This is a genomic window from Paenibacillus gorillae, from assembly GCF_000513275.1.
Classification (GTDB): Bacteria; Bacillota; Bacilli; order Paenibacillales; family Paenibacillaceae; genus Pristimantibacillus; species Pristimantibacillus gorillae.
This window is the reverse complement of sequence record NZ_CBVJ010000027.1, coordinates 25579-44948: the sequence shown is the minus strand read 5'-3', so window position 1 is coordinate 44948 and position 19370 is coordinate 25579. Positions and strand designations below refer to the sequence as shown.

Annotated in this window: 23 protein-coding genes; 3 read left to right on the top strand and 20 right to left on the bottom strand. The window is 44.7% G+C overall.

Annotated features, from left to right (window positions below):
* Positions 1 to 79: 79 nt before the first annotated feature.
* The 8 genes from TY10_RS04750 to TY10_RS04715 all read right to left on the bottom strand — a co-directional run bounded on the left by TY10_RS04750 (position 80) and on the right by TY10_RS04715 (position 7381).
* Complete coding sequence (locus tag TY10_RS04750) at positions 80 to 1405, bottom strand: DUF4179 domain-containing protein (RefSeq protein ID WP_042161112.1); 1326 nt, start codon at positions 1403 to 1405, stop codon at positions 80 to 82.
* A complete protein-coding gene (locus tag TY10_RS04745) occupies positions 1371 to 1934 on the bottom strand; it encodes a sigma-70 family RNA polymerase sigma factor (RefSeq protein ID WP_042161109.1) in 564 nt (187 codons plus the stop codon). Before TY10_RS04745 ends, TY10_RS04750 begins: the two co-directional genes overlap by 35 nt.
* A gap of 252 nt (positions 1935 to 2186) precedes the next feature.
* Positions 2187 to 2936: an SDR family NAD(P)-dependent oxidoreductase gene (locus tag TY10_RS04740; protein ID WP_042161107.1), complete on the bottom strand. Its 750-nt coding sequence runs from the start codon at positions 2934 to 2936 to the stop codon at positions 2187 to 2189.
* Between the two features lie 63 nt (positions 2937 to 2999).
* The gene (locus TY10_RS04735; RefSeq protein ID WP_042161104.1) at positions 3000 to 3689 is read right to left on the bottom strand and encodes an SDR family oxidoreductase; all 690 of its coding nucleotides are present in this window, start codon (positions 3687 to 3689) and stop codon (positions 3000 to 3002) included.
* Between the two features lie 251 nt (positions 3690 to 3940).
* Positions 3941 to 5254: an MFS transporter gene (locus tag TY10_RS04730; RefSeq protein WP_042161102.1), complete on the bottom strand. Its 1314-nt coding sequence runs from the start codon at positions 5252 to 5254 to the stop codon at positions 3941 to 3943.
* 115 nt (positions 5255 to 5369) lie between these two features.
* On the bottom strand, positions 5370 to 5720 hold the full coding sequence (locus TY10_RS04725) for a thioredoxin family protein (protein WP_042161100.1): 351 nt from the start codon (positions 5718 to 5720) through the stop codon (positions 5370 to 5372).
* Positions 5717 to 6004: a rhodanese-like domain-containing protein gene (locus TY10_RS04720; RefSeq protein ID WP_052350365.1), complete on the bottom strand. Its 288-nt coding sequence runs from the start codon at positions 6002 to 6004 to the stop codon at positions 5717 to 5719. The genes TY10_RS04725 and TY10_RS04720 overlap by 4 nt, the downstream gene beginning before the upstream one ends.
* A 255-nt stretch (positions 6005 to 6259) precedes the next feature.
* A complete protein-coding gene (locus TY10_RS04715; protein ID WP_042161096.1) occupies positions 6260 to 7381 on the bottom strand; it encodes a flavin monoamine oxidase family protein in 1122 nt (373 codons plus the stop codon).
* Between the two features lie 141 nt (positions 7382 to 7522).
* Here TY10_RS04715 and TY10_RS04710 point away from each other — a divergent pair, with 141 nt between their 5' ends.
* Together TY10_RS04710 and TY10_RS04705 are read left to right on the top strand one after the other, a co-directional pair.
* Positions 7523 to 8485: a zinc-binding dehydrogenase gene (locus TY10_RS04710; protein WP_081735112.1), complete on the top strand. Its 963-nt coding sequence runs from the start codon at positions 7523 to 7525 to the stop codon at positions 8483 to 8485.
* Positions 8486 to 8544: 59 nt separating this feature from the next.
* A complete protein-coding gene (locus TY10_RS04705; protein ID WP_042161093.1) occupies positions 8545 to 9216 on the top strand; it encodes an ArsR/SmtB family transcription factor in 672 nt (223 codons plus the stop codon).
* Positions 9217 to 9320: 104 nt separating this feature from the next.
* On the opposite strand, the gene TY10_RS04700 is transcribed toward TY10_RS04705, so the two are convergent.
* From TY10_RS04700 to TY10_RS04655, 10 genes are all read right to left on the bottom strand, one after another.
* Positions 9321 to 10091 carry an SDR family NAD(P)-dependent oxidoreductase gene (locus TY10_RS04700; protein ID WP_042161091.1) on the bottom strand — a complete coding sequence of 257 codons (771 nt, stop codon included), beginning with the start codon at positions 10089 to 10091 and terminating at the stop codon, positions 9321 to 9323.
* Between the two features lie 123 nt (positions 10092 to 10214).
* Positions 10215 to 10409, bottom strand: a complete 195-nt coding sequence (locus tag TY10_RS04695; RefSeq protein ID WP_042161089.1) for a hypothetical protein — start codon at positions 10407 to 10409, stop codon at positions 10215 to 10217.
* 256 nt (positions 10410 to 10665) lie between these two features.
* Positions 10666 to 11196: a GNAT family N-acetyltransferase gene (locus TY10_RS04690; RefSeq protein ID WP_042161086.1), complete on the bottom strand. Its 531-nt coding sequence runs from the start codon at positions 11194 to 11196 to the stop codon at positions 10666 to 10668.
* 163 nt (positions 11197 to 11359) lie between these two features.
* Positions 11360 to 12409, bottom strand: coding sequence for a serine hydrolase domain-containing protein (locus tag TY10_RS04685; RefSeq protein WP_052350364.1), 1050 nt, complete (start codon positions 12407 to 12409; stop codon positions 11360 to 11362).
* Between the two features lie 99 nt (positions 12410 to 12508).
* Entirely contained in the window at positions 12509 to 13264 is a 756-nt protein-coding gene (locus tag TY10_RS04680) for a hypothetical protein (RefSeq protein ID WP_042161084.1), read from the bottom strand.
* Positions 13261 to 13797 (bottom strand): RNA polymerase sigma factor, encoded by a 537-nt coding sequence (locus TY10_RS04675; RefSeq protein WP_042161082.1) that lies wholly within the window; start codon positions 13795 to 13797, stop codon positions 13261 to 13263. Before TY10_RS04675 ends, TY10_RS04680 begins: the two co-directional genes overlap by 4 nt.
* Positions 13798 to 13953: 156 nt before the next feature.
* Positions 13954 to 14934 carry an aldo/keto reductase gene (locus TY10_RS04670; RefSeq protein WP_042161079.1) on the bottom strand — a complete coding sequence of 327 codons (981 nt, stop codon included), beginning with the start codon at positions 14932 to 14934 and terminating at the stop codon, positions 13954 to 13956.
* A 34-nt stretch (positions 14935 to 14968) separates the two neighbouring features.
* A complete protein-coding gene (locus TY10_RS28655) occupies positions 14969 to 15397 on the bottom strand; it encodes an NUDIX hydrolase (protein WP_052350363.1) in 429 nt (142 codons plus the stop codon).
* 182 nt (positions 15398 to 15579) lie between these two features.
* Positions 15580 to 16089: a GNAT family N-acetyltransferase gene (locus TY10_RS04660; RefSeq protein ID WP_042161077.1), complete on the bottom strand. Its 510-nt coding sequence runs from the start codon at positions 16087 to 16089 to the stop codon at positions 15580 to 15582.
* Between the two features lie 172 nt (positions 16090 to 16261).
* A complete protein-coding gene (locus tag TY10_RS04655) occupies positions 16262 to 16687 on the bottom strand; it encodes a hypothetical protein (protein ID WP_042161075.1) in 426 nt (141 codons plus the stop codon).
* A gap of 254 nt (positions 16688 to 16941) precedes the next feature.
* Here TY10_RS04655 and TY10_RS04650 point away from each other — a divergent pair, with 254 nt between their 5' ends.
* Positions 16942 to 17811: a LysR family transcriptional regulator gene (locus TY10_RS04650; RefSeq protein WP_042161073.1), complete on the top strand. Its 870-nt coding sequence runs from the start codon at positions 16942 to 16944 to the stop codon at positions 17809 to 17811.
* A 77-nt stretch (positions 17812 to 17888) separates the two neighbouring features.
* Here the strand turns inward: TY10_RS04650 and TY10_RS04645 are convergent, their stop codons facing one another.
* Positions 17889 to 18212 (bottom strand): NIPSNAP family protein, encoded by a 324-nt coding sequence (locus TY10_RS04645; RefSeq protein WP_042161071.1) that lies wholly within the window; start codon positions 18210 to 18212, stop codon positions 17889 to 17891.
* 34 nt (positions 18213 to 18246) lie between these two features.
* Positions 18247 to 18990, bottom strand: coding sequence for an SDR family NAD(P)-dependent oxidoreductase (locus TY10_RS04640; RefSeq protein ID WP_042161069.1), 744 nt, complete (start codon positions 18988 to 18990; stop codon positions 18247 to 18249).
* Positions 18991 to 19370: the final 380 nt, after the last annotated feature.

Below are 19370 nucleotides of genomic sequence, written 5' to 3'. Positions count from 1 at the left end.
CTATTCTACTAGCCCTCAATCAGCATGAGATTTATCACAAAAAAACCGCGCAGCAGCGCGGTTTCGGCAAGTCATCCTTTTACTTTTTATCAGATAAAGGTACAGAAATTTTCTGTTTGTATGTTTTGATATAATCAAATCCGTCAACCAGCAGAAACTCCGGTTTGTCTTTCGTTGCAAAAGAATACGTCTGCTCCCACAAAATGTTGCCGTTCTTCAGATCCCACGGGCGTTCTTTTGAAATGGATGAAACCGGAACAACTTGACCCCCTGCTTGCACGGACAAGCCGTCCTTCACTAGAAATGTAAATTGCTTTCTGGCAATTACAATATCATAACCCTGCGCTGTTTTAGTGACACTTCGAATCCATAGCTTTTCACTGCCAATTTTCAAAGACAGATCAGAAGGCGAAGCCAAGGAAATAGGCTTCTCTACTTTTTGATAGCTAGGGAAATTCACGAGTTCGAGTTCAATGCTTTCAATCTTATCCGTTGGCAGCACATCAAATTCCATTGCAAAGTTGTATTTGTATTGACTATCGAGATTTGCCCTGTTGGAATATGCCATCACTTCGTTTCCATTAACATAAAGCTTGCTTTTCCCCTCAAATCTCGGAAATCCTCCAATTTCCTTTTCTATTTCATAGTGCCCCTTCACAATCGTTGAGGTTGGCGAAGCCTTTATAGAATCATAATAGACAGCCCCCCCATCGACAGCAATGGATTTCCCGATATCCTGACTGATTAAGCTCTTCATCGCTTTATTTGCATCAAACTTGAAGGAGATCGGGTAGACTGCCCGTTTCCCATTGTCCAGCCATTCACTGAATTCAACGGTTAACGTTTTGGCGAATGGACTAACCGGTTTAAATTTTTGTACGCCTTCGAAGCGAGTGTCGTTTTTGCTAGGATTGCCGCCTCCTTCTGTCGCATTCGAATCCGTCAGAAATCCTTCCACCTTCCACACATCATAGCGGTGTGAACCGTTGGCGTCATAGATAGAAGAACCTTCAGGCCGATCAATACTGTAGTACATCGACAATGCGTTATCGTCCGCAATAACACCGCTAATCGTAATGACTGTGCCATCTTTAAGCGTTTTGCTCGTATTGACCGTTTGTCCGTAGCCTTGCTCAGACAGTTCTGCAAAGCTAAGGGTGTGCAGCTCGACTTTATTAAACAGCTTGCCGCCGTAATAAGCGAATGCAGGGTATTGATAAGCTCCTGCAATTAGAATTAATGCTGCGGCTGCAGTCGCAATCCAGGTCAATGCCCGGTTCCTTTTTCTCTTTCGAACAGGAGCATTTTGGAGGGCCTTGCGAAGTCTGTTCTCAAGCTCTGCCGGTGTTTGTGCCATTGCCAAACTGAGTTTATGCTCTTCTAGCTTCTCCTCGATCGTTGTCATAACGATCACCTCCTATCATCGCTTTCAGTTTCTGAATGCCTTGTGAAATTCTCGATTTGATTGTGCCAAGCGGCGCACCGGTCATATCCGCAATCGTCTGGTAGGGAAGATCATGCACGTAACGAAGCTCGATCGCTTCCCGCTGCTGTTCATTCAGATGAGATAACAGCACTTGCATATCCATCTCGGATTCTGCATGGCGGTACGGGTTGTCATCGGTTAATGGAATAGATGATTGTTCACTTTCGTCCTCCAGAGGAATGAATTTTCCCTTCCTGCGGAGTAATGTTTTACACCGGTTGACGAGAATCGTTTTGCTCCAGCTATAGAAGGCCTCGCCCTTCTGCAACTGATCGATTTTCTCATATAGCGTAACGATCATATCCTCCATCGCATCCATCGCATCATGTTCATTCCCCATGTACGTATAGGCAAGACGATAGTAAGCGTCCTGGTCGTCTAAGATTAGTTGCATTAAAGCTTCCTTGTTGCCTTTTTTGGCTTGTTTGACAAGACGGCTTACATTCAAGTTCTCACCCCTTTTCATAGATAAGAGAGTGTATAGCGTATAAAAGTTCATTCCCATATAAAAAACTTCGCGAACCCTAAGGTTCGGAAGTCCAACATCGCGAAAGTCTAGAATCACTATACAGTACATGCTGCACTTGTGGTAAGAGAAATTCCTTCCTCATAAACATAACTGTGCTAAGGAGAGGGCGCAAAAAAAAGAGCAGCATTGTGCTGCTCTAGTAAAACGTTCTTATGAAGTCCCCTATTAGTATTAGATGCCCATACCGCCTGATACCTCGATGCGTTGTGCATTCACCCAGCGATTGTCCTCAGATACGAGCGAGACGATTGCCATCGCAATGTCCTCAGGCATTCCCGGACGGCCAAGCGCCGTCATATCTGACACCATTTTATTCACTTGCGGATTGTCACGCACCATGCCGCCGCTGAAATCGGTAGAAACGGCACCCGGGGCGATGACATTCACTTTAATCCGGCGCGGCCCAAGCTCCTTCGCTTGATATTTAGTCAGCACTTCAATTGCGGCTTTTACAGCTGCATATGGCGGGCTTCCGACAATTATCCGGGTCAAGCCGGTCGAAATATTCACGATATCGCCGCCATCATTAATGAGCGGAAGAAGCTTTTGCGTTATAAAAAAGACTCCTTTAACGTGAACGTTATATAGTGCGTCCAGCTCTTCTTCTGAAGTAGATGCGAACGTTCCGTGATGCGAAATGCCAGCGTTGTTGATTAGAATATCAAAGTGATCCGTCCCCCATGACTGCAGTGCTTCTTTTACCTGCAAGACGAATTCATCGAAAGTGTCTGTACGGCCGGCATCCAGCTGCAGCGCAATCGCTTTACGGCCTTCTTTGGTCACAAGCTCGACAACGTTATCTGCTTCCTCTTTGTTGGAATTGTATGTGAGTATCGAATCGATTCCGCGCTGAGCCAAATAAAGCACAGTACTGCGGCCAATACCGCGGCTTCCGCCTGTTACGATTGCAACTTTAGTCATTGTTCATGCCTTCTTTCAGGTTTATCATTAATATATAACTAACTAGATAGTTATTTTAGGGCATTAATTCAGAGAATAATCCGTTACACCAGCAGTATCCTTCTGCATTTCTAACTCAGCGAGACGGCCAGTCAACGCTTTGTGAATGGCTTGATAAGAATCGCTGCCCAACGTTATTTTTGCACTACCGTAACGAAACTCCGTGCGGGCTCCCCCTGGTTCAACAATCGTGATGCCAATGTTGAACGGAGCCACATCCAATGCGGTCGATTCCATAAAGCCTTCAATTCCCCATTTAGTCGCATGATACATGCCGGCGCCAGGGTTTACAGCTTGTCCTCCATACGTCGAAAGCTGCAAAATCCGCCCTCCGCCTTGATTACGCAAATGCGGCAGCGCAGCGCGTACCACTTGAATGGACCCGATCAAATTTGTATGGATCTGATGGATAAGCAACTCATCCGTCATTTCTTCAGCTGTTCCAAACAAGCCATACCCGGCATTATTCACTACAACGTCAATCGTTCCCCATTCGGAAAAAGCTTTATTGACCACGTCTCGAACTTCATTCGAATCCGTTACATCCAGATGTGCCGTCCATAAATTTTCACCATATTTCTCACTAAGATCCTGAACGGAATCCATCTTGCGTACAGTTCCGGCTACACGATCACCGCGTTCCAGCAGCTGCTCCGTCAGATGACGGCCAAACCCGCTATTAATTCCGGTAATAAACCAAGTTTTTGTTTTCATCATCATTTCCCCTTGTTAGCGAATTTAGTATGCCCAACTAATAAACTTAAATTTCCATGGACATTCCTTCTTTCGATCATTCGTATGAATCGGTGCATCGTCTAACAATTGAAATTATATAACTAACTAGTCAGTTATTCAATACAAACTAAAACTGTCCTCATTCCTTGCACCAGCTACAAATACAGCGGCAGTCTAGGGCAATAACCTAATCTGCCGCTGCTTTCATAACTAGCGAATTTTTCAGCTCATTATTTCTGCGCTTGATCTAAGGCGTGCGATTCCTTCTTCCTTGCCCTAAACGACCATAGCATAACTGGAATTAGCAAGAGAGCTAAGAAGCTTCCCGAGAGCGACAGCGCTGAGTAGCTGGAATGAGCTACAATCATACCGGACAGCATACCGCCAGACGCACCAGATAGGGCAATCAGTACATCTACCGACCCCTGAATTTTTGCCCGGTTAGAATGTGTCGTCGAATCCACGATTACAGCTGTCCCGCTGATCAGTCCGAAATTCCAGCCAAGCCCCAGCAGACATAGCGCTACGATAAGTAAAGGCATCGAATCTCCGGGAGCAGTGGCTGCAACAATTCCTGAGAGAAGCAGCGTAACGCCTGAAGCAATAGCCATCACCGTACGTCCTAGCTTATCAACAAGAATACCTGTCAACAGCGACGGCAAGTACATGGCCCCGATATGGAAGCCAATCACAAGCCCCACATCACTTAAGCCATGTCCATGGTGCTTCATATGGATAGGAGTCATGGTCATAATTGCTACCATCACGAGCTGTGTCAAAATCATAACGGTTGCCCCAGTGATAACTCCACGTTTGTTGAATCCCGCAGGAACTGCTTTGGCATCTGCAGTGGATTGCCCTGCACTCCCCTTATGTTCTGCGATTGCATTGGCTACCAGAAGAGGATCAGGGCGCATCATAATAAGAAGGACAAGTCCGGCTAAAATAAAGGCTGCGGCTGCTAAAATAAAAGGTCCTGCAAGACTTGGGACACCTATCGATAAGGCAAAATTTCCGGTTACGCTAACCAGGCTGGGACCTGCTACTGCCCCGAAGGTGGTCGCAACCATAGCCAGACTGGCTGCTGTAGCCCGCTGCTTGGAGCTTGCCAGATCGGCACTTGCATAACGCGCCTGCAAATTCGTTGCTGTACCTGCACCATATATGAAGAGAGACAGGAGCAAGAGTACAATATTATTGGATATGGCTGCAATGATTACTCCGATGGCGCCTAATCCGCCAATTAAAAATCCGGTTCCTAATCCAAGACGCCGCCCGTGTCTCTGAGAGGAACGCCCAACAAGCCATGCTGCGATTGCAGATCCCAGTGTAAATAAAGCGGTGGGAATCCCCGTGAAGCTGTCTGTTCCCAGCATATTCTGGGCTAGCAGTGCTCCTACGGTGACACCAGCCGCAAGTCCGGCACCTCCGAAAATTTGAGAAATAATGACGATTATTAAAGTTTTTCGATACAGCTGTTTTTGCTTTTCCGGCGAACCTACATAGTGCTGCAATTGATTGCTCGCAGATTTAACTTGTGCCATTTAAGGTTCCATCCTCCTAGATCGTCTTCTCGCTGCATACAAAAAGCAGTCCGGAATTGAACTGCTTTTTGTTGTCACTTTCAAATTTCAAATTTCAAATATATAAATGAATGGGTCAATCCGAGTGATGCTCCCCAGTATACAGCCTGTAAATTTGGTCAAGCTGAGCTTCCAGTCGCTCGAACCGGACAAACCTGTCCGCCCTTATATACTCCTTGCTGTCAATGATCAAGAGCAGAGACGGAACCGCAAAAACATCAAATTTTGCTGCTACTTCCTCAACGATATTCGCATCGATATGCCCCAAATGTATGGACGGATACTGTTCCAGCAGCGCCCTTAGTTTCGGCCAGATCGCATGGCATACGCTGCATTCCGGCCTGGAAATATATAAGAAGTTCATTTCATTCGACGCAATAAAATCATTGATCTTCTCAATCGAGGTCAGCTCCGTATAATGCTTCATCGTTCTCCTCCATTCAACCGCTGTTCCTCCCCCTTCAGATATACCGCTATAGGAGTGCGGACCGCATACAGCTTCCGAAATCCTCTTCTTTGAAGAATCCTCGCTGCGCGCTTAATGGCAATGATATGGTCGGCAACAATTACTATTTCGTCTTGAGGGTTGAACTCAGTTTTCCATACGAAGGGCAAACGGCCTAATGATACATTTACGGAGTCAGGAAAATGCTCGTTGTCATAATCCACAGCATCCCTCACATCAAGCACCTTTACCGTTTGCGGCAGCATAAGCAACGCTTCTCGCAAACCTGACCTGAGAAACGTTAGTGAATGTACCGGCCACAGCTGTCGGAACAGCCAAATTGCCGCGACTATAATAAGTATATATAAGAGTAACATATTGTGGGCATACCTTATCCTTTCATGAAATCGATAAAACTTTACTATCTATTGCTGCCTTGTTAGAAGTTAATATTCAATTGATTAGTTGAATTATAGTGTCAAAATGTTCTAGGGTCAAGAAAATTGTTTATACAGCAACAGCTAGATAAGCTTAATAACTTCTAAAGCAGCATGTTCTGCTGATCGAAGCGCACCTTCCAGATGACCGCCATGTTCCAGCGAAGTTTCAGTACCGGTAAAAACAATCTTTTTAGCCCATTCCCCCTCGACGTTCAACGGACCATAGTCTGGAAAACCCGATAGAGCGGTAAAGTCATCTTCAACAGCTGTCTCAGCGTCGCTAGTCCAATCCTTGTAAAAGACTGCTTTTGCCGCTCCTGCCTTCGGACCAAACAGTCGCGTCAATTGCTCTCTCACGAGTTCAAGTACTTGCTCTTCACCAAGCTCACGGCGCTTCATGGCATTCATGCCAAAAAAACCAAAGAGCGCACCGCCCCCTTCAACCGGGGAGGCATCGTGAATCTCCTGCAGAGGTCCAACCCAGCTTGTTGCAAGCCCAGATAGTCCGTCTTTGCGCCAGAATGGACTATCATAGACGGCTATAATTTTGGCTTGCCCTGCCATCCATGTTGGCGTATTAATAAGGCTGCTCATTAGGCTTGGCGTGAGCGCCGGTGAGAACGTAATGCGGCGGGCAGCTATCCGAGGAGGCAATGCCATAATTACAGCACGGGCTTGCATGCTTTTCTTTGTACCATCTGCGAGCTCTGCCACTACATGGACATCGTCCCCTTCCCGATCAAGCTGTAACTTTGCGACACGAGTATTTAACTCGATCGTACCCGAAGGAAACGTACCCGCTACCGTATCGATAAGCGACTTTACGCCTCCAACGAGTCGCATTGAGGGCTCCACTGCGCCCTCTGCTAGTATATAACGCTGCGGAGGTTCGTTCCGCGATCGCTCGGACAGCATAGCTCCCTCCGTGTATTGAGAAAATGTCTGTAAACCGAGTTCCTTGACCAGACTGGCAATAACCCGTTCGTACTGCGGCCAATACCATGTCGGCCCTAGATCATACTGGCCAAGCTCAGGCTCGCCTGCAACAGCGGTACTCAGAACCCGGCCGCCGATTCGGTCACGCGCTTCTAAAATCTTGCACGTAATGCCCTGCGAGTGAAGCAGTGATGCCGCGCGCAGACCCCTTAAGCCAGCTCCGATAATAATGACCGGATATATAGGTTCTGAATTTTTATTTTCCATTCTTACTCTCCCCTTGTCTTTCTTCTGTGTCTGTTATAAACAAATCACTATTCAATTGATTAATTGAATTATATTTATTCATCCCTTATACTTCAAGGGTGACTCAATAAACGGATTATTATCTCTTTAGGAGGAAGATACATGAAGATGATGAAAGCTATTCAAATATCAGCCAAAGGTGAACCCCTGCAATTAGTTGAAGTCCCCGTCCCCCGTCCTGGGCAAGGACAAGTTCTGCTTCGCGTAGAAGCTTGCGGAGTATGCAATGGTGATTCCTTAGCCATTAAAGGCTCTGCTCCTCAGTATCCTCGCATTCCCGGTCATGAAGTCATCGGAATTGTGGAGGAGCTCGGTGCCGGTTCGTCCCGCTGGGAGATCGGGCAGCGCGTCGGCATTGGATGGCACGGCGGACATGGCCATGTTACGGGTCTGACGATAGATGGCGGGTATGCTGAATATATAGTTGTGAATGAAGAAGGATTAACCAGCATTCCGGACGAATTATCTGCTCTTGAAGCAGCGCCGCTTATGTGTGCGGGAGAAACCACTTTTAGCGCATTGAAAAAGAGTAAAGCTAGAGCCGGTGATCTTGTAGCGATCTCAGGCATTGGCGGTCTGGGCCATCTAGCCATCCAGTATGCCAAGAAAGCCGGTTTCAATACCGTCGCCATCTCTCGCGGGAAAGATAAAGAACAACTGGCACGCCAGCTTGGAGCACATCATTACATCGATTCAGAAACTGAGAATCCGGCCAAGACTCTAAAGGCATTAGGCGGAGCAAAAGTTATTCTCGCTACCGCACCAAACGCCAAAGCCATCTCTTCCCTCATTGGCGGATTAAGAGCAGATAGTGAACTCATCATTGTAGCGGGCTCCGGTGAACAGCTGGAGCTTTCTGCAATGGACTTTTTGAAGGGCCCCCACACTGTCCGAGGCTCCTTCACCGGTCATGCAAAAGAAATTGCGGACGCCATTCATTTTAGCGTGCTAACCGATGTTCGGCCAATTATTGAAGTTTTCCCGCTGGAACGGGCAAGCGAAGCTTTTGATCGGGTTATGCAAGCGTCTGCCCGCTTCCGTCCTGTGCTCCACATTTCTGGATAGTATCCAATGCGTATAGTATAATAAACAATATAATAATTGAATAATAAAGGATGATTACGATGGACGATATCCTTGCATCCGCTAGAATCTTTAAAGATGAATTATTTCATCAGTTGTCCAGAATTGGAAAATGCTTGTCTAGCGATAAAAGACTCGAAATATTAAATTTACTCATTCAAGGTCCGAAAACGGTTGAGAAGCTGGCACAATTTACAACTATGAACGTCGCCAACGTCTCTCGGCATCTTCAAATCTTGAACGATGCCAAATTAGTTAAATTCACCAAAAAGGGCACCTATGTCATCTATTCATTAGCTGACCCCTCTATTGTTGAGTTTTTATCTTCATTGTGGAAAATTAGCGAGAAGCAGCTGCCGGATATCAGCCGGCTGAAAGAAGATTTCTTTGACAATATGGATGTGATTCAGACGCTCTCCATGGATGAAGTCGTTGAGAAGCTCAACAGCAACTCCATTCTTCTGTTAGACCTGCGGCCGACAGAGGAATATGAAACAGGTCATATCGCAGGTGCTATTTCCGTTCCGCTGGAAGATCTGGACGCATTCATTAAGAATTTACCCCAGACATCCGAGGTTATTGCTTATTGCAGAGGACCGTTGTGTGTCTATTCAGCAATTGCAGCCGAAAAATTGCAAACAGAAGGCTTTACAGCTTACCGCATGGAAGAAGGCTTCAATGAATGGCAAGGCCACTTTGCAGGAGTTCACTAAGTTCGCGAACGAAATATCGCGCTGTCTCTTCAACAACCTCCAATAGCAGATAACCTCTGAGCAAGCTCAGAGGTTATCTTATTTGTTCAGAATTTCATTATCGTTTATCTCAGACGGGCTGTAACCCCGCCATCAAGCGGCATGACAACACCTGTAATCCATGAAGCAGAATCGCTGGCGAGGAACAGTATAGCTTCTGCCACATCTTGAGTTGTTCCGTTCCGGCCAATCGGGTGTAAGGCATGGAAGCTAGGCAATACGTTAGCTACTTCCTCTTCGGTCATAAACGTATTGTATATAGGTGTTTCTACTACTGCTGGGGCTACTGCATTCACGCGAATATGATCTCCTGCCAATTCAACCGCCAGATTACGAGTCAGTGCATGCCGTCCTGCCATAGCGGCAGAGTAAGCTGATGATGGCGTTGCCTCCACGGCCTGAATCGCCCACATCGAACCGGTGTTCACTATGGCTCCGCCCCCTCTCTTTTTCAGCTCAGGGACAACAGCTTGTGAGGGATAAAACGTTCCCTTCACAATCGTATCCAGATACGATTGCAGGTCCTTTTCGGTATGGTCAAGGAAAGGCGTTGGGTTGAACTTGCCCGTATTGTTCACAAGTACATCAATACCGCCAAATGCTTCAACGGCCACTTGGACCAGCTTTGCAGAAGTTTCTGATTTGCTGATATCTCCTGCCACCGCAAGAACTCTTTTTCCTGTCGGGTCAATTTCAAGCGCAGTTTGCTGCAGGATATCCTCGCGGCGGCCGTTGATAACTACATTAGCCCCTTCTTCAAAAAATCGTTGTGCTGTCGTTTTACCAATCCCAGTTCCCCCGCCTGTAACAATAACCGTTTTATTTTCAAATTTCATATCATTCATCTCCTCTAATAAATTCAGTATGATTTGGTTTATTACGAATCAACAATCAGTTCACTATTCAAATGAATGGCATTGGCCATATTCCAGCGGTTAGGCGACGTACGTGTCACCTTGTCATGAATTCGGGCCCATATCTCTTGCCAGACGCTGGTCTCCAAGCTTGAGCTCCTGAACGGATGAAGTGGACTTTGTTCCCCCAGACCAGTCCGTCATCACTTGAAATTGCGCCATGCCTTGTGCAGCATTACTTGCAACGGTATCAGCGAATTGTTTTAACGCGTCTACCTCAATTTCGTTTATTTTGTTCATCACACAGCTCCTCTCTTGATGAATGGTATTCACTTTCCTAAAAAACCTACTAGTAGGTAGTTTTGTTGAAAACTACAAGAACCTAAAACGACTACGGTTCCAGCAAGCTGCTCATCACCGCCTGAACCTATTTACATATTACCTACTAGTTGGTAGAATGTCAACGCAATTTTTGTTTTCAGCACTCCCATGCCGTCTCCAACAATGAAAAAACGCAGCCAGCTATGACTGCGTTTCCTAAATCTTCAGCATATGATCAGTAAGCGTTTACTGCACTTCTGTTTTCTAAAAAGTCCATCCGCTCGACTTGATACAAATCATAATGATGCTGCGTGTAATTGATTAAATGGTACAAGGGCGGATTAATTTCATTTGCTAATTTGACATAAGGCAATTTCTGAACCGCTTTTTTGGATCGAATGTTTTGCTCTCTAATTTTCAAAAAAATCGTTTCGATGTTATGTTTAAGAAACAGCTCTGAAAAGAAGCTTTCTTTCGCCCGCTGGTTGTAGCCCTTTCCGAAATAAGGAATACCAACCCATGTCGCGAGGAAGCCTGTCTTATTCCCAATATCATATAAATCAATAGTGCCAATAGGATGGCCGGTCTCATTCAGTATCGTTCTGGAAATACTTGTTCCTTGCTCTTCTTCAACCATCAACTGCTCGGTCGTGAATAAATATTCCTCATAGGATTGGGATTTATTACGAACGTAAGGAAAAACAGCAGGATCAATCATTAAATGATACAGCGACTGGCATTCGTGCAAATCACGTTGTTTTAACATTCTATCAATCACCCTAATCCTTTTGATTCGCTGCACAATACTAGCTAGCTAAGTATACAAAAGGAGTTTGGGCTTTATATGAACGCTACATTTTCGCCATGTAAAATTATTATTTCATATTGATTGCATTATGCCACAAGTTGTGACGGCTTTACTAGATTTGTCATTGATCACGCAGCAGATCGAGCAATGGAAAGGTTACACTGCTTAGGTCGTTATAGTCGCCATTCGTCATTACAATAAATGCAATTTTGTTATCGGGAAGAATAAATAAATCACTGAGAAAACCTGTGTCCCAGCCGGAATGCGATAGGGTCCTAATGCCTTTATGCTCGCCAAGAAACCAGCTTAATCCGATATGGCCACTCTCCTGTTCCTCTCCGATGGATGCTTGAGGCTTCCACATTTCAGCATAGCTGCTTGATTTCAAAGCATTATAGATGCCATTTTCCGCTCCTTGGTTCAAATGCATCAGCATACATTGACACATATCTTCAACATTGGTGTACAAAGTTGAACTCGGCGCATGCGCCCTGTTGTATGGGAACACTTCACTGACGTAAACTTCTGACCCGTCGGCCTTGCGTACATGAGGTGCGGCAAGATTTGCTTCAATCTCCTGTTTCAGAAAAGAGCTGGATTTCATTCCTGCCGGCTCCAAAATATTCTCCTTCATATACTGCTCGAAGCTCATCCCGCTTACCTTAGCTATCACATCTCCCAAAATCTCGAAGCCTATATTGCTATAAGCAAATGTACAGCCAGGCTCGGTTAGAAGCTTGCGGGGCGCAATACTCTTCACATATCTTTCAAGACTTTGCTCATCGAACTCCGGCCGGTCCCATGCATAGTCCTCTTCATCCGGCATGCCGGACGTATGGCTTAAGAGCTGCCGGATCGTAATATCTCCATACCGTTCGTCTTCCATTTCAAAGTATGGCAAATAGTTGATGAGCGGTTCGTCCAGCTCCACTACTCCGTTCTCAACCAGTTGCATAACGGCCATTGCAACGAATGTTTTTGAAACAGAGGCTTGGTGAAACAACGTGCTGGGAACGACAGCATCGCCGGTCGATATATCAGCCGTACCATATTCACCAGCAAAGAGGATTTCGTCATCCTTCACAATTCCAACAGCTAGTCCCGTATAGGTGCCGTTCTCGACAAGATTGGTCAGCATGTTATGTAAATTTGTTTTTATGTTCTGGTTCATGATACCCTCCGAACGAACAAGCGTTTATTTTCACTATACCGTTTTCCCGATGCGCGGGATATGGAAAGAATGGTTTAAACGAAACTATACACTTTGAAATCAACTTTGCAGCAAATAAAGGTGGGCTATTTTCACCAAATTGTTAGGATCAGTGTTTCCCCATAAATCAATCCTCATTGCGATACCATTATCGTCTACATGAATGATCCCCAACTGATAACGTCCCTTTTGCAAATTTATAAGCACAGCAAAATCAGATCCAAACTCTGATATGATTTTGGCTCCTTTCGGATACTCTTGTTGAAATGATTCATTTTCTTTCTTTTTTAGAGCTTCTGTAGTAATAGCATCATAACGTTGTGAAACAACTACTTTTTCATCTTGACTATCAGAGCTTACAAACTGGTCAAAATAAACTAAAGGTCCGTCTGAAATGCTGTTATTATCATATTGGGGTTGTATGATTCCAACACTGTTTATTTGTGTCCATGATTGAACCGCACCCGATTGAAGAATTTTAAAAGCGACTCGTTTCTGGGATTCAGTAAAATTAAGGTTTTTAGAATCATTGATAATATGATTAATTGACTCCAACGGAGTAACCATTTGTGCCAAATCTTCATCACTGTTTGATATTATGATCTCTGTATTTCCCCAGAATATGATCTTATACGAAAAAGCTGCTGTAACTAACAGCACCGCTGTGAGAACTGATATCATCATGAGTTTCTTTGTTCGTATAGATTTCTTATTAATCTTGCTTGCATCCCATACCTGTTCAAACGATGTTAACGGGTATTGATTGTCTAGTGTAACTTTCAGAGCAGTTTTTATATTTTTGACTGCGCGGCTCATATGTACCTGCCTCCATTCTTATCTAAAGAAATCTGCAAGCCTTCGTTTTTAGGCAAAGCAACTTTTAACTTTCTGAGGGCATAAAATAGCCTCGATTTGCAAGTTCCCAACGGAATGCCTAACATCGCCGCTATTTCGCTAAGCTTGAAATCCAGATAGAAATGAAGAACTATCACTTCTTTATATTTCATTCCAAGTTTACTTACCTCATTCCATAGTTCATGATTCCCCTCCTCCTGAAGAACATCATTTTCTGCAGAAACCACAGTTTGTTCTGTCGGCCATTTTCTAAATAACTGACGGCGTTGCTTATTCAAATGCTTTCTTACCTCATTTAATGCAATCTTATAGATCCACGGCTTAATAGGTCTGGCGGCATCATAAGTATCAAATTTTTGAAATACTATCATAAATGTTTCCTGTACGATATCTTCAGAATTTGCTGCGGATTTAGTCATGAATAAGGCAACCCGGTAAACATTGGGGGAATGCTCCTCATAAATTTGCCTTGCTTCTTCTTTTGTAAGATGCATCTGTTAGCCTCCTTCCTTTCTTTATTGTATATATCCTTTAGAAAGCTAAAAGGTTCATTTTTTATGAAAAGTATAGTTCAATTCCATAACCAATCTCATATGTAAAACAAAAAAGCCGCATTTATGCGACTTTTTAGAAGTTCTATTTGCTGCGTTTTACTCGTGGCCCACGATCCGGTGAGGGATATAAGGCTCTTCCAAGGAAGCTAGCTCTTCAGGTGTGAGCCTGATCGACAGGGCAGCCACCGCATCCTCGAGATGTGAGATCTTTGTAGCACCCACTATAGGAGCGGTTACCGGGTCCTTGTGCAGTAGCCAAGCAAGCGCGATTTGAACACGGGGAACGCCATGCTTTTCTGCAATAGCAGCAACTTGGTCTACGATTATACGGTCGGTATCGGCCGTCGCATCGTATTTGGATTTTTGTACCTGATCGGTTTGAGAGCGATGGGTCGTTTCCTGCTGATCTCTCGTTAACCTTCCTCCAGCAAGAGGACTAAATGGAATGACCCCTATTTTTTCAGCCTTGCATAGAGGCAGCATTTCTCTCTCTTCTTCGCGGTAGATGAGGTTGTAATGATTCTGCATCGATACAAACCGGGTCCATCCGTTTTTCTCCGCTGTATGTAATGCCTTCAAAAACTGCCATGCATACATCGCAGATGCCCCAATGTATCTGGCTTTGCCTGCCTTCACAACATCATGCAAAGCTTCCATCGTCTCTTCAATTGGGGTAGTGTTGTCCCAGCGGTGAATTTGGTAAAGATCGACATAATCCGTACCAAGCCGCTTTAAGCTTTTATCAATCTCACTCATGATGGCCTTACGGGAAAGTCCGGCACCATTAGGGCCTTCATGCATCCGGAAATGAACCTTCGTTGCCAGAACAATTTCATCTCGGTTGGCGTAACCTTTCAGAGCCCTGCCAACAAACTCCTCGCTAGTCCCTGCTGCGTAGACGTTTGCAGTGTCGAAAAAATTAATGCCAAGCTCCAACGCTTTGTTTATCACTTCGCGGGAATGCTCTTCATTAAGCACCCATTGATGATGGCCCAGCTGCGCGTCACCAAAGCCCATGCAGCCAAGACAGATCCGGGAAACGTCCATGCCTGTATTTCCAAGTTTCACATATTCCATATGAGTGTCGCCCGCTTTCCGGTGTGTTATCGTATTATTCAATCCACTGTCTCGGTCCAACCGTATGGAACAGTTGTTCCCGAGCGGGATTTAAGGCATCTTTAATACGCTTACATGTGAAATCGCTAATAGGTCTAGGGAGTTCATCGATGGAGAAAAATCGGCATTCCAAAATTTCGGGCGAACTCGGCTGGGGCTCTTGTTCAGTATCGTTATGCGCGATAAATACAAAGTGATGCATGTCATAGTCCGGATCATAATATATACCGGTTAATGGCCCAATCCGGACATTCAGCCCAACTTCCTCTAGAGTCTCTCTGCTTGCCGTTTCCTCCGCAGACTCATTGTCTTCAGCTTTTCCGCCTGGCAGATCCCAGTTATTCTTGCCATAGCTATGCTTTACTAATAATACTTTTCCTTCTGCATTTAAAATGATAGCTGCTGCTCCGATTAATTTTGACAATATGTAATGCCCCCTTATACAAATTGACGACGGTTCCTCATACACAGACGACAGTAAGTGGAAAATGTTCCATATTCATTAATATTAAATCTTATATGGAACTATCGGGGTCAAATTAAATGTACACATCCGTTCATTCTAAAAAAAGCCGCATCTAAATGCGGCTTCCAAACATAAAGCAATTAGTATGCTAACGCAATTTCTTTCTCCATAATGTAATCATCCATCACATAGCCGTTTCCAATATCGGCCACTTGAGTCTGAACTTTTTTGAAGCCCTTCTTCTCATATACAGCAATTGCTGCGTCATTAAACCGGTTAACGGTCAGGTAGATTGAGCTTAGTTTGTGCGCGTTGCATATCTGCAATAGGAATGCCATCCCTACACTTGCGTAACCCTTGCCCCGGTAATCTTTGAGTATATAAAATTTGCTGAGGAACAGCTTGTCTTCTTCCGGCTTGACGCCAAGGTAACCAACATCTTGACCATTAAGCTGCATTAGATAGTATTCATAACCCTCTTCTTGAATCTGATCGCTAATGGCATGAACGGATTGATACTTTTCCACCATATATTCAATCTGCTCGCGAGATATAAGGCTTATATAATAATCATTCCAAATTTCAGATGCCAATTGTGCTACGACATTTATTTCTGCTTCGGTCTCTACCCGCTTGAACGTTATTTTCATATACGATATCATTCCTTTTCATTAGTTTCGATTAAATACAATTGTACATTTTATTGTATGGCCTACGTTCAATAATTTCAAATTTTCAGTTTGTCCCTCATGATTTCATCAAGTTATGAAGTGTTTCAGAAAACTCCTCGATACTCATTAATGTAAAATCATTCAGCTTCCTTTATCTGGCGCCAAACGCGCTCAAAAAAATAACCTCATGACCATCCCGTGTAAGAACTGGAATGCCGTTGAATTTCATAGTTGTTTTTGACAGAGCTTTTCCTTGCTTATCAAGCGGTGTATACTCTCCACCGGTTTCAATAATGCGGATCGTATCACCTTGTGAATGATCTCTCTTGAACGACTTGATTACGGATACTGTCGAGAGCGTAAAAGGAACTTGTTGATACATGATGGTTTCTTGGCTGTCCGCCTTAATCTCAACGATTTGCTGCGCATCTTCTGCAAGCTCAGCCATTGTACGATAAGACTTAACCAATGAGGTCGGCCCGCTATCCTCTGCAACCGGCTTTGCTGCTGCGCAGCCGCTAAGCAAACAAACAGCTATTACACAACTAATAACCAAATAACACATCGGTTTAAACAATCTTCTGACGGCCCCCCTTATCCATTATGATCGGCTATCTTATTGGCTTCCGAATTGTCTGGTAAAATGTTGAAATATAGTTCTTTATTTGTTTGACCTTTCCGTGGCAAAACCCTGCTTTTGTTGAAAAAAATACTTCCTTAGCGCATTTGCGTGAAAGGTGTTGCATCGATCTGATATCATGTATAATACGAAATAAACAGTTCCGATATCTTGAATTATGATATCTAATTATATATGTGCAGGAGGCATCTATGGATATTCAACTGCTGAAAGTATTTTATACAACTGCTCAAGAAGGCAGCATATCGAAGGCAGCTCAAAAATTAACCTTCGCTCAATCCAACGTCACACATAAGATTCAACAGTTAGAAGCCGATTTGCAGACTCAATTATTTTACCGGCATAACCGGGGAATTACACTTACGCCTACTGGACACATCCTGCTATCCTATGCAGAGCAAATCTTGCATGTCATTCAGGAAGCCAGATCAGCCGTAGGAGATTCCTCAGTTCCGTCAGGTCCGCTCCTGATCGGATCTGTGGAAACGACAGCAGCCGTTCGTCTTCCTAACCTTCTTACGAAGTATCACACGGATTACCCGGCAGTAGATTTCTCATTAATTACCGGCCCTTCAGAAGAACACATTAATGCCGTTCTTCATTATGAATTGAATGGAGCATTTGTTGCAGGTCCAGTGGAGCATCCTGATCTGGTTGCAGAAGACGTCGTTGATGAAGAGCTGGTCCTTGTCACCTCTGTTTCTCATCCGCCTGTACGTTCCATTCAAGATGTAAAGCTTCATACCTTTCTTGTTTTCTTTAACAGCTGCTCCTTCCGGACGAGATTGAATCAGCTGCTGCAGGAGGAAGGAATCCTGCCAAATAAGATCATGGAGTTCGGTTCGCTTGAAACCATCCTTGGCTGTGTCGGTGCCGGCCTCGGCATTTCACTGCTGCCACGCTCTATTGTAGCTGAGTCAGAGCAGCAAGGGCGAATTCAAATTCATGAAATAGCGGGCAAGCATGCCCTCGTCAAAACGGTGTTTATTCGGCGCAAAGACGCTTTAACTACGCCAGCTATGTCCGCATTCATATCGGAAATGCGAACTCAATTCAACTAACTATCGAAGGATCAAGCTCAGCTTCCGAATGAAAAAAATCCCCTTTGCAAAAAGGGGATCAATAACGGCGCCTCGTGCTACTTCGCGTGGAAAAAAGGCGCAATTTTCATATAAGCAATATCGATTTTCTCATACATGGGACCGTCTTGTTCCGTTCTATGCCTTAAATCCAGCCATTCCTGATCTTCGAGAAAGGCCTGGAAGTTGCGTTCACGCGCAGCCTCGTCCTGATGCTCAAGCACGTAATACAGCCGGTTATTGGACTCATCCGCATCGATCCAAAAATTCGTAACCTTCATTCCATGCTTGGCAAAAATCGTTATCGTATGATCCCGAAACCGATTCAACATCGCTTGCATGCGACCGGGAATAATATAGTAAGTCCGCAGTTCGTAAAGCATGTACGTCTTCCTCCCTTTCTGGCAACTTACCTTATTACCACTTGCCGGCGCTTTGACCACCATCAACATGAAGGATATCTCCAGTTACGAACGAAGCGGATTCCAGATAATTAATGGCATCAACAATATGCTGAACCTCGCCCATCCGGCCCACTGGATGTAATTTACTCAAGAAATCATGGGTTTCAACCCCATGCATTGGCGTCTTGATAATACCCGGTGCTACAGCGTTCACTCGAATGCCTTTGTCCGCATATTCAATCGCTAATGATTTCGTTGCCGCTGCCAAACCGCCTTTGGTCAATGCGGCTAATACAGCTGGCACGGCTTTGATAGGCTGTTCAGCGACTCCGCTAGCCGTAATATTCACGATGTGACCGGAACCCGACTTGAGCATCTCGGTTATTGCCAATTGAGTAATGCGGAAAAATCCGGCTACATTAATGGATAGCACTGATTCGAAATCTTCAATCGTGTAATCTGTAAATGGTTTAGAGATAAAAATACCCGCGTTGTTCACAAGTGTATCGATACGGCCAAAACGTTTGAGTGCCTCTTGGATCAAGCTTTCCGCGATTTCAGAATTTGAGATGTCTCCGGCAACATAAGCGACATGTTCGCCTGTCGGATCGATTTCTTTTGCTGCCTCCTCCAGCGCTTGTTCACGACGGCCATTAATGACGACATTGCCGCCCCGCTTCACCCAGTCTATAGCTGCCGCTTTCCCGATACCGCTGCTTCCGCCTGTAATCACTGCCACTTTATGCTGAAAAGTCATTATGTTCAGTCTCCTTATTTACTATCCGCAGATAGTTATTTTGATTAAACAATTCCCGCTTCATTTCGGAACGATAGGGGTTATTCATTCATCGGCGTTAGCCGTGAACTCATCATATAATGCATGCAGCTATCTTGCATAATACGCAGTTTAGATGCCTGCCATCTCGTTTTCAGATAGCTAAGTTGAAGCCGGTATTGCCTGGCCCAATTCACAAAGTGAATATCTTTTCAGGCCAAAAGAAAAACACCCGTCAATAAACGGGTGTCAAGCGGTCGAGAAAGATACAACGAACTAATATGATGATAGCACTAAGGTTAAATAGAGCCTGCTGTCATTCACTCTAATACGCGCCAGTATTGTGTAGACCTTGCGGTAAT

Coding starts and splice junctions, on each gene's coding strand:
- TY10_RS04730 (WP_042161102.1), bottom strand. CDS start 5,254: ATGGCACAAGTTAAATCTGCGAGCAATCAATTGCAGCACTATGTAGGT.
- TY10_RS04735 (WP_042161104.1), bottom strand. CDS start 3,689: ATGAAAACAAAAACTTGGTTTATTACCGGAATTAATAGCGGGTTTGGC.
- TY10_RS04740 (WP_042161107.1), bottom strand. CDS start 2,936: ATGACTAAAGTTGCAATCGTAACAGGCGGAAGCCGCGGTATTGGCCGC.
- TY10_RS04640 (WP_042161069.1), bottom strand. CDS start 18,990: ATGACTTTTCAGCATAAAGTGGCAGTGATTACAGGCGGAAGCAGCGGT.
- TY10_RS04750 (WP_042161112.1), bottom strand. CDS start 1,405: ATGACAACGATCGAGGAGAAGCTAGAAGAGCATAAACTCAGTTTGGCA.
- TY10_RS04725 (WP_042161100.1), bottom strand. CDS start 5,720: ATGAAGCATTATACGGAGCTGACCTCGATTGAGAAGATCAATGATTTT.
- TY10_RS04700 (WP_042161091.1), bottom strand. CDS start 10,091: ATGAAATTTGAAAATAAAACGGTTATTGTTACAGGCGGGGGAACTGGG.
- TY10_RS04660 (WP_042161077.1), bottom strand. CDS start 16,089: ATGAAAATAACGTTCAAGCGGGTAGAGACCGAAGCAGAAATAAATGTC.
- TY10_RS04705 (WP_042161093.1), top strand. CDS start 8,545: ATGGACGATATCCTTGCATCCGCTAGAATCTTTAAAGATGAATTATTT.
- TY10_RS04675 (WP_042161082.1), bottom strand. CDS start 13,797: ATGCATCTTACAAAAGAAGAAGCAAGGCAAATTTATGAGGAGCATTCC.
- TY10_RS04695 (WP_042161089.1), bottom strand. CDS start 10,409: ATGAACAAAATAAACGAAATTGAGGTAGACGCGTTAAAACAATTCGCT.
- TY10_RS04685 (WP_052350364.1), bottom strand. CDS start 12,409: ATGAACCAGAACATAAAAACAAATTTACATAACATGCTGACCAATCTT.
- TY10_RS04690 (WP_042161086.1), bottom strand. CDS start 11,196: ATGTTAAAACAACGTGATTTGCACGAATGCCAGTCGCTGTATCATTTA.
- TY10_RS04680 (WP_042161084.1), bottom strand. CDS start 13,264: ATGAGCCGCGCAGTCAAAAATATAAAAACTGCTCTGAAAGTTACACTA.
- TY10_RS04710 (WP_081735112.1), top strand. CDS start 7,523: ATGAAGATGATGAAAGCTATTCAAATATCAGCCAAAGGTGAACCCCTG.
- TY10_RS04650 (WP_042161073.1), top strand. CDS start 16,942: ATGGATATTCAACTGCTGAAAGTATTTTATACAACTGCTCAAGAAGGC.
- TY10_RS04670 (WP_042161079.1), bottom strand. CDS start 14,934: ATGGAATATGTGAAACTTGGAAATACAGGCATGGACGTTTCCCGGATC.
- TY10_RS04645 (WP_042161071.1), bottom strand. CDS start 18,212: ATGCTTTACGAACTGCGGACTTACTATATTATTCCCGGTCGCATGCAA.
- TY10_RS04715 (WP_042161096.1), bottom strand. CDS start 7,381: ATGGAAAATAAAAATTCAGAACCTATATATCCGGTCATTATTATCGGA.
- TY10_RS04720 (WP_052350365.1), bottom strand. CDS start 6,004: ATGCTGCCGCAAACGGTAAAGGTGCTTGATGTGAGGGATGCTGTGGAT.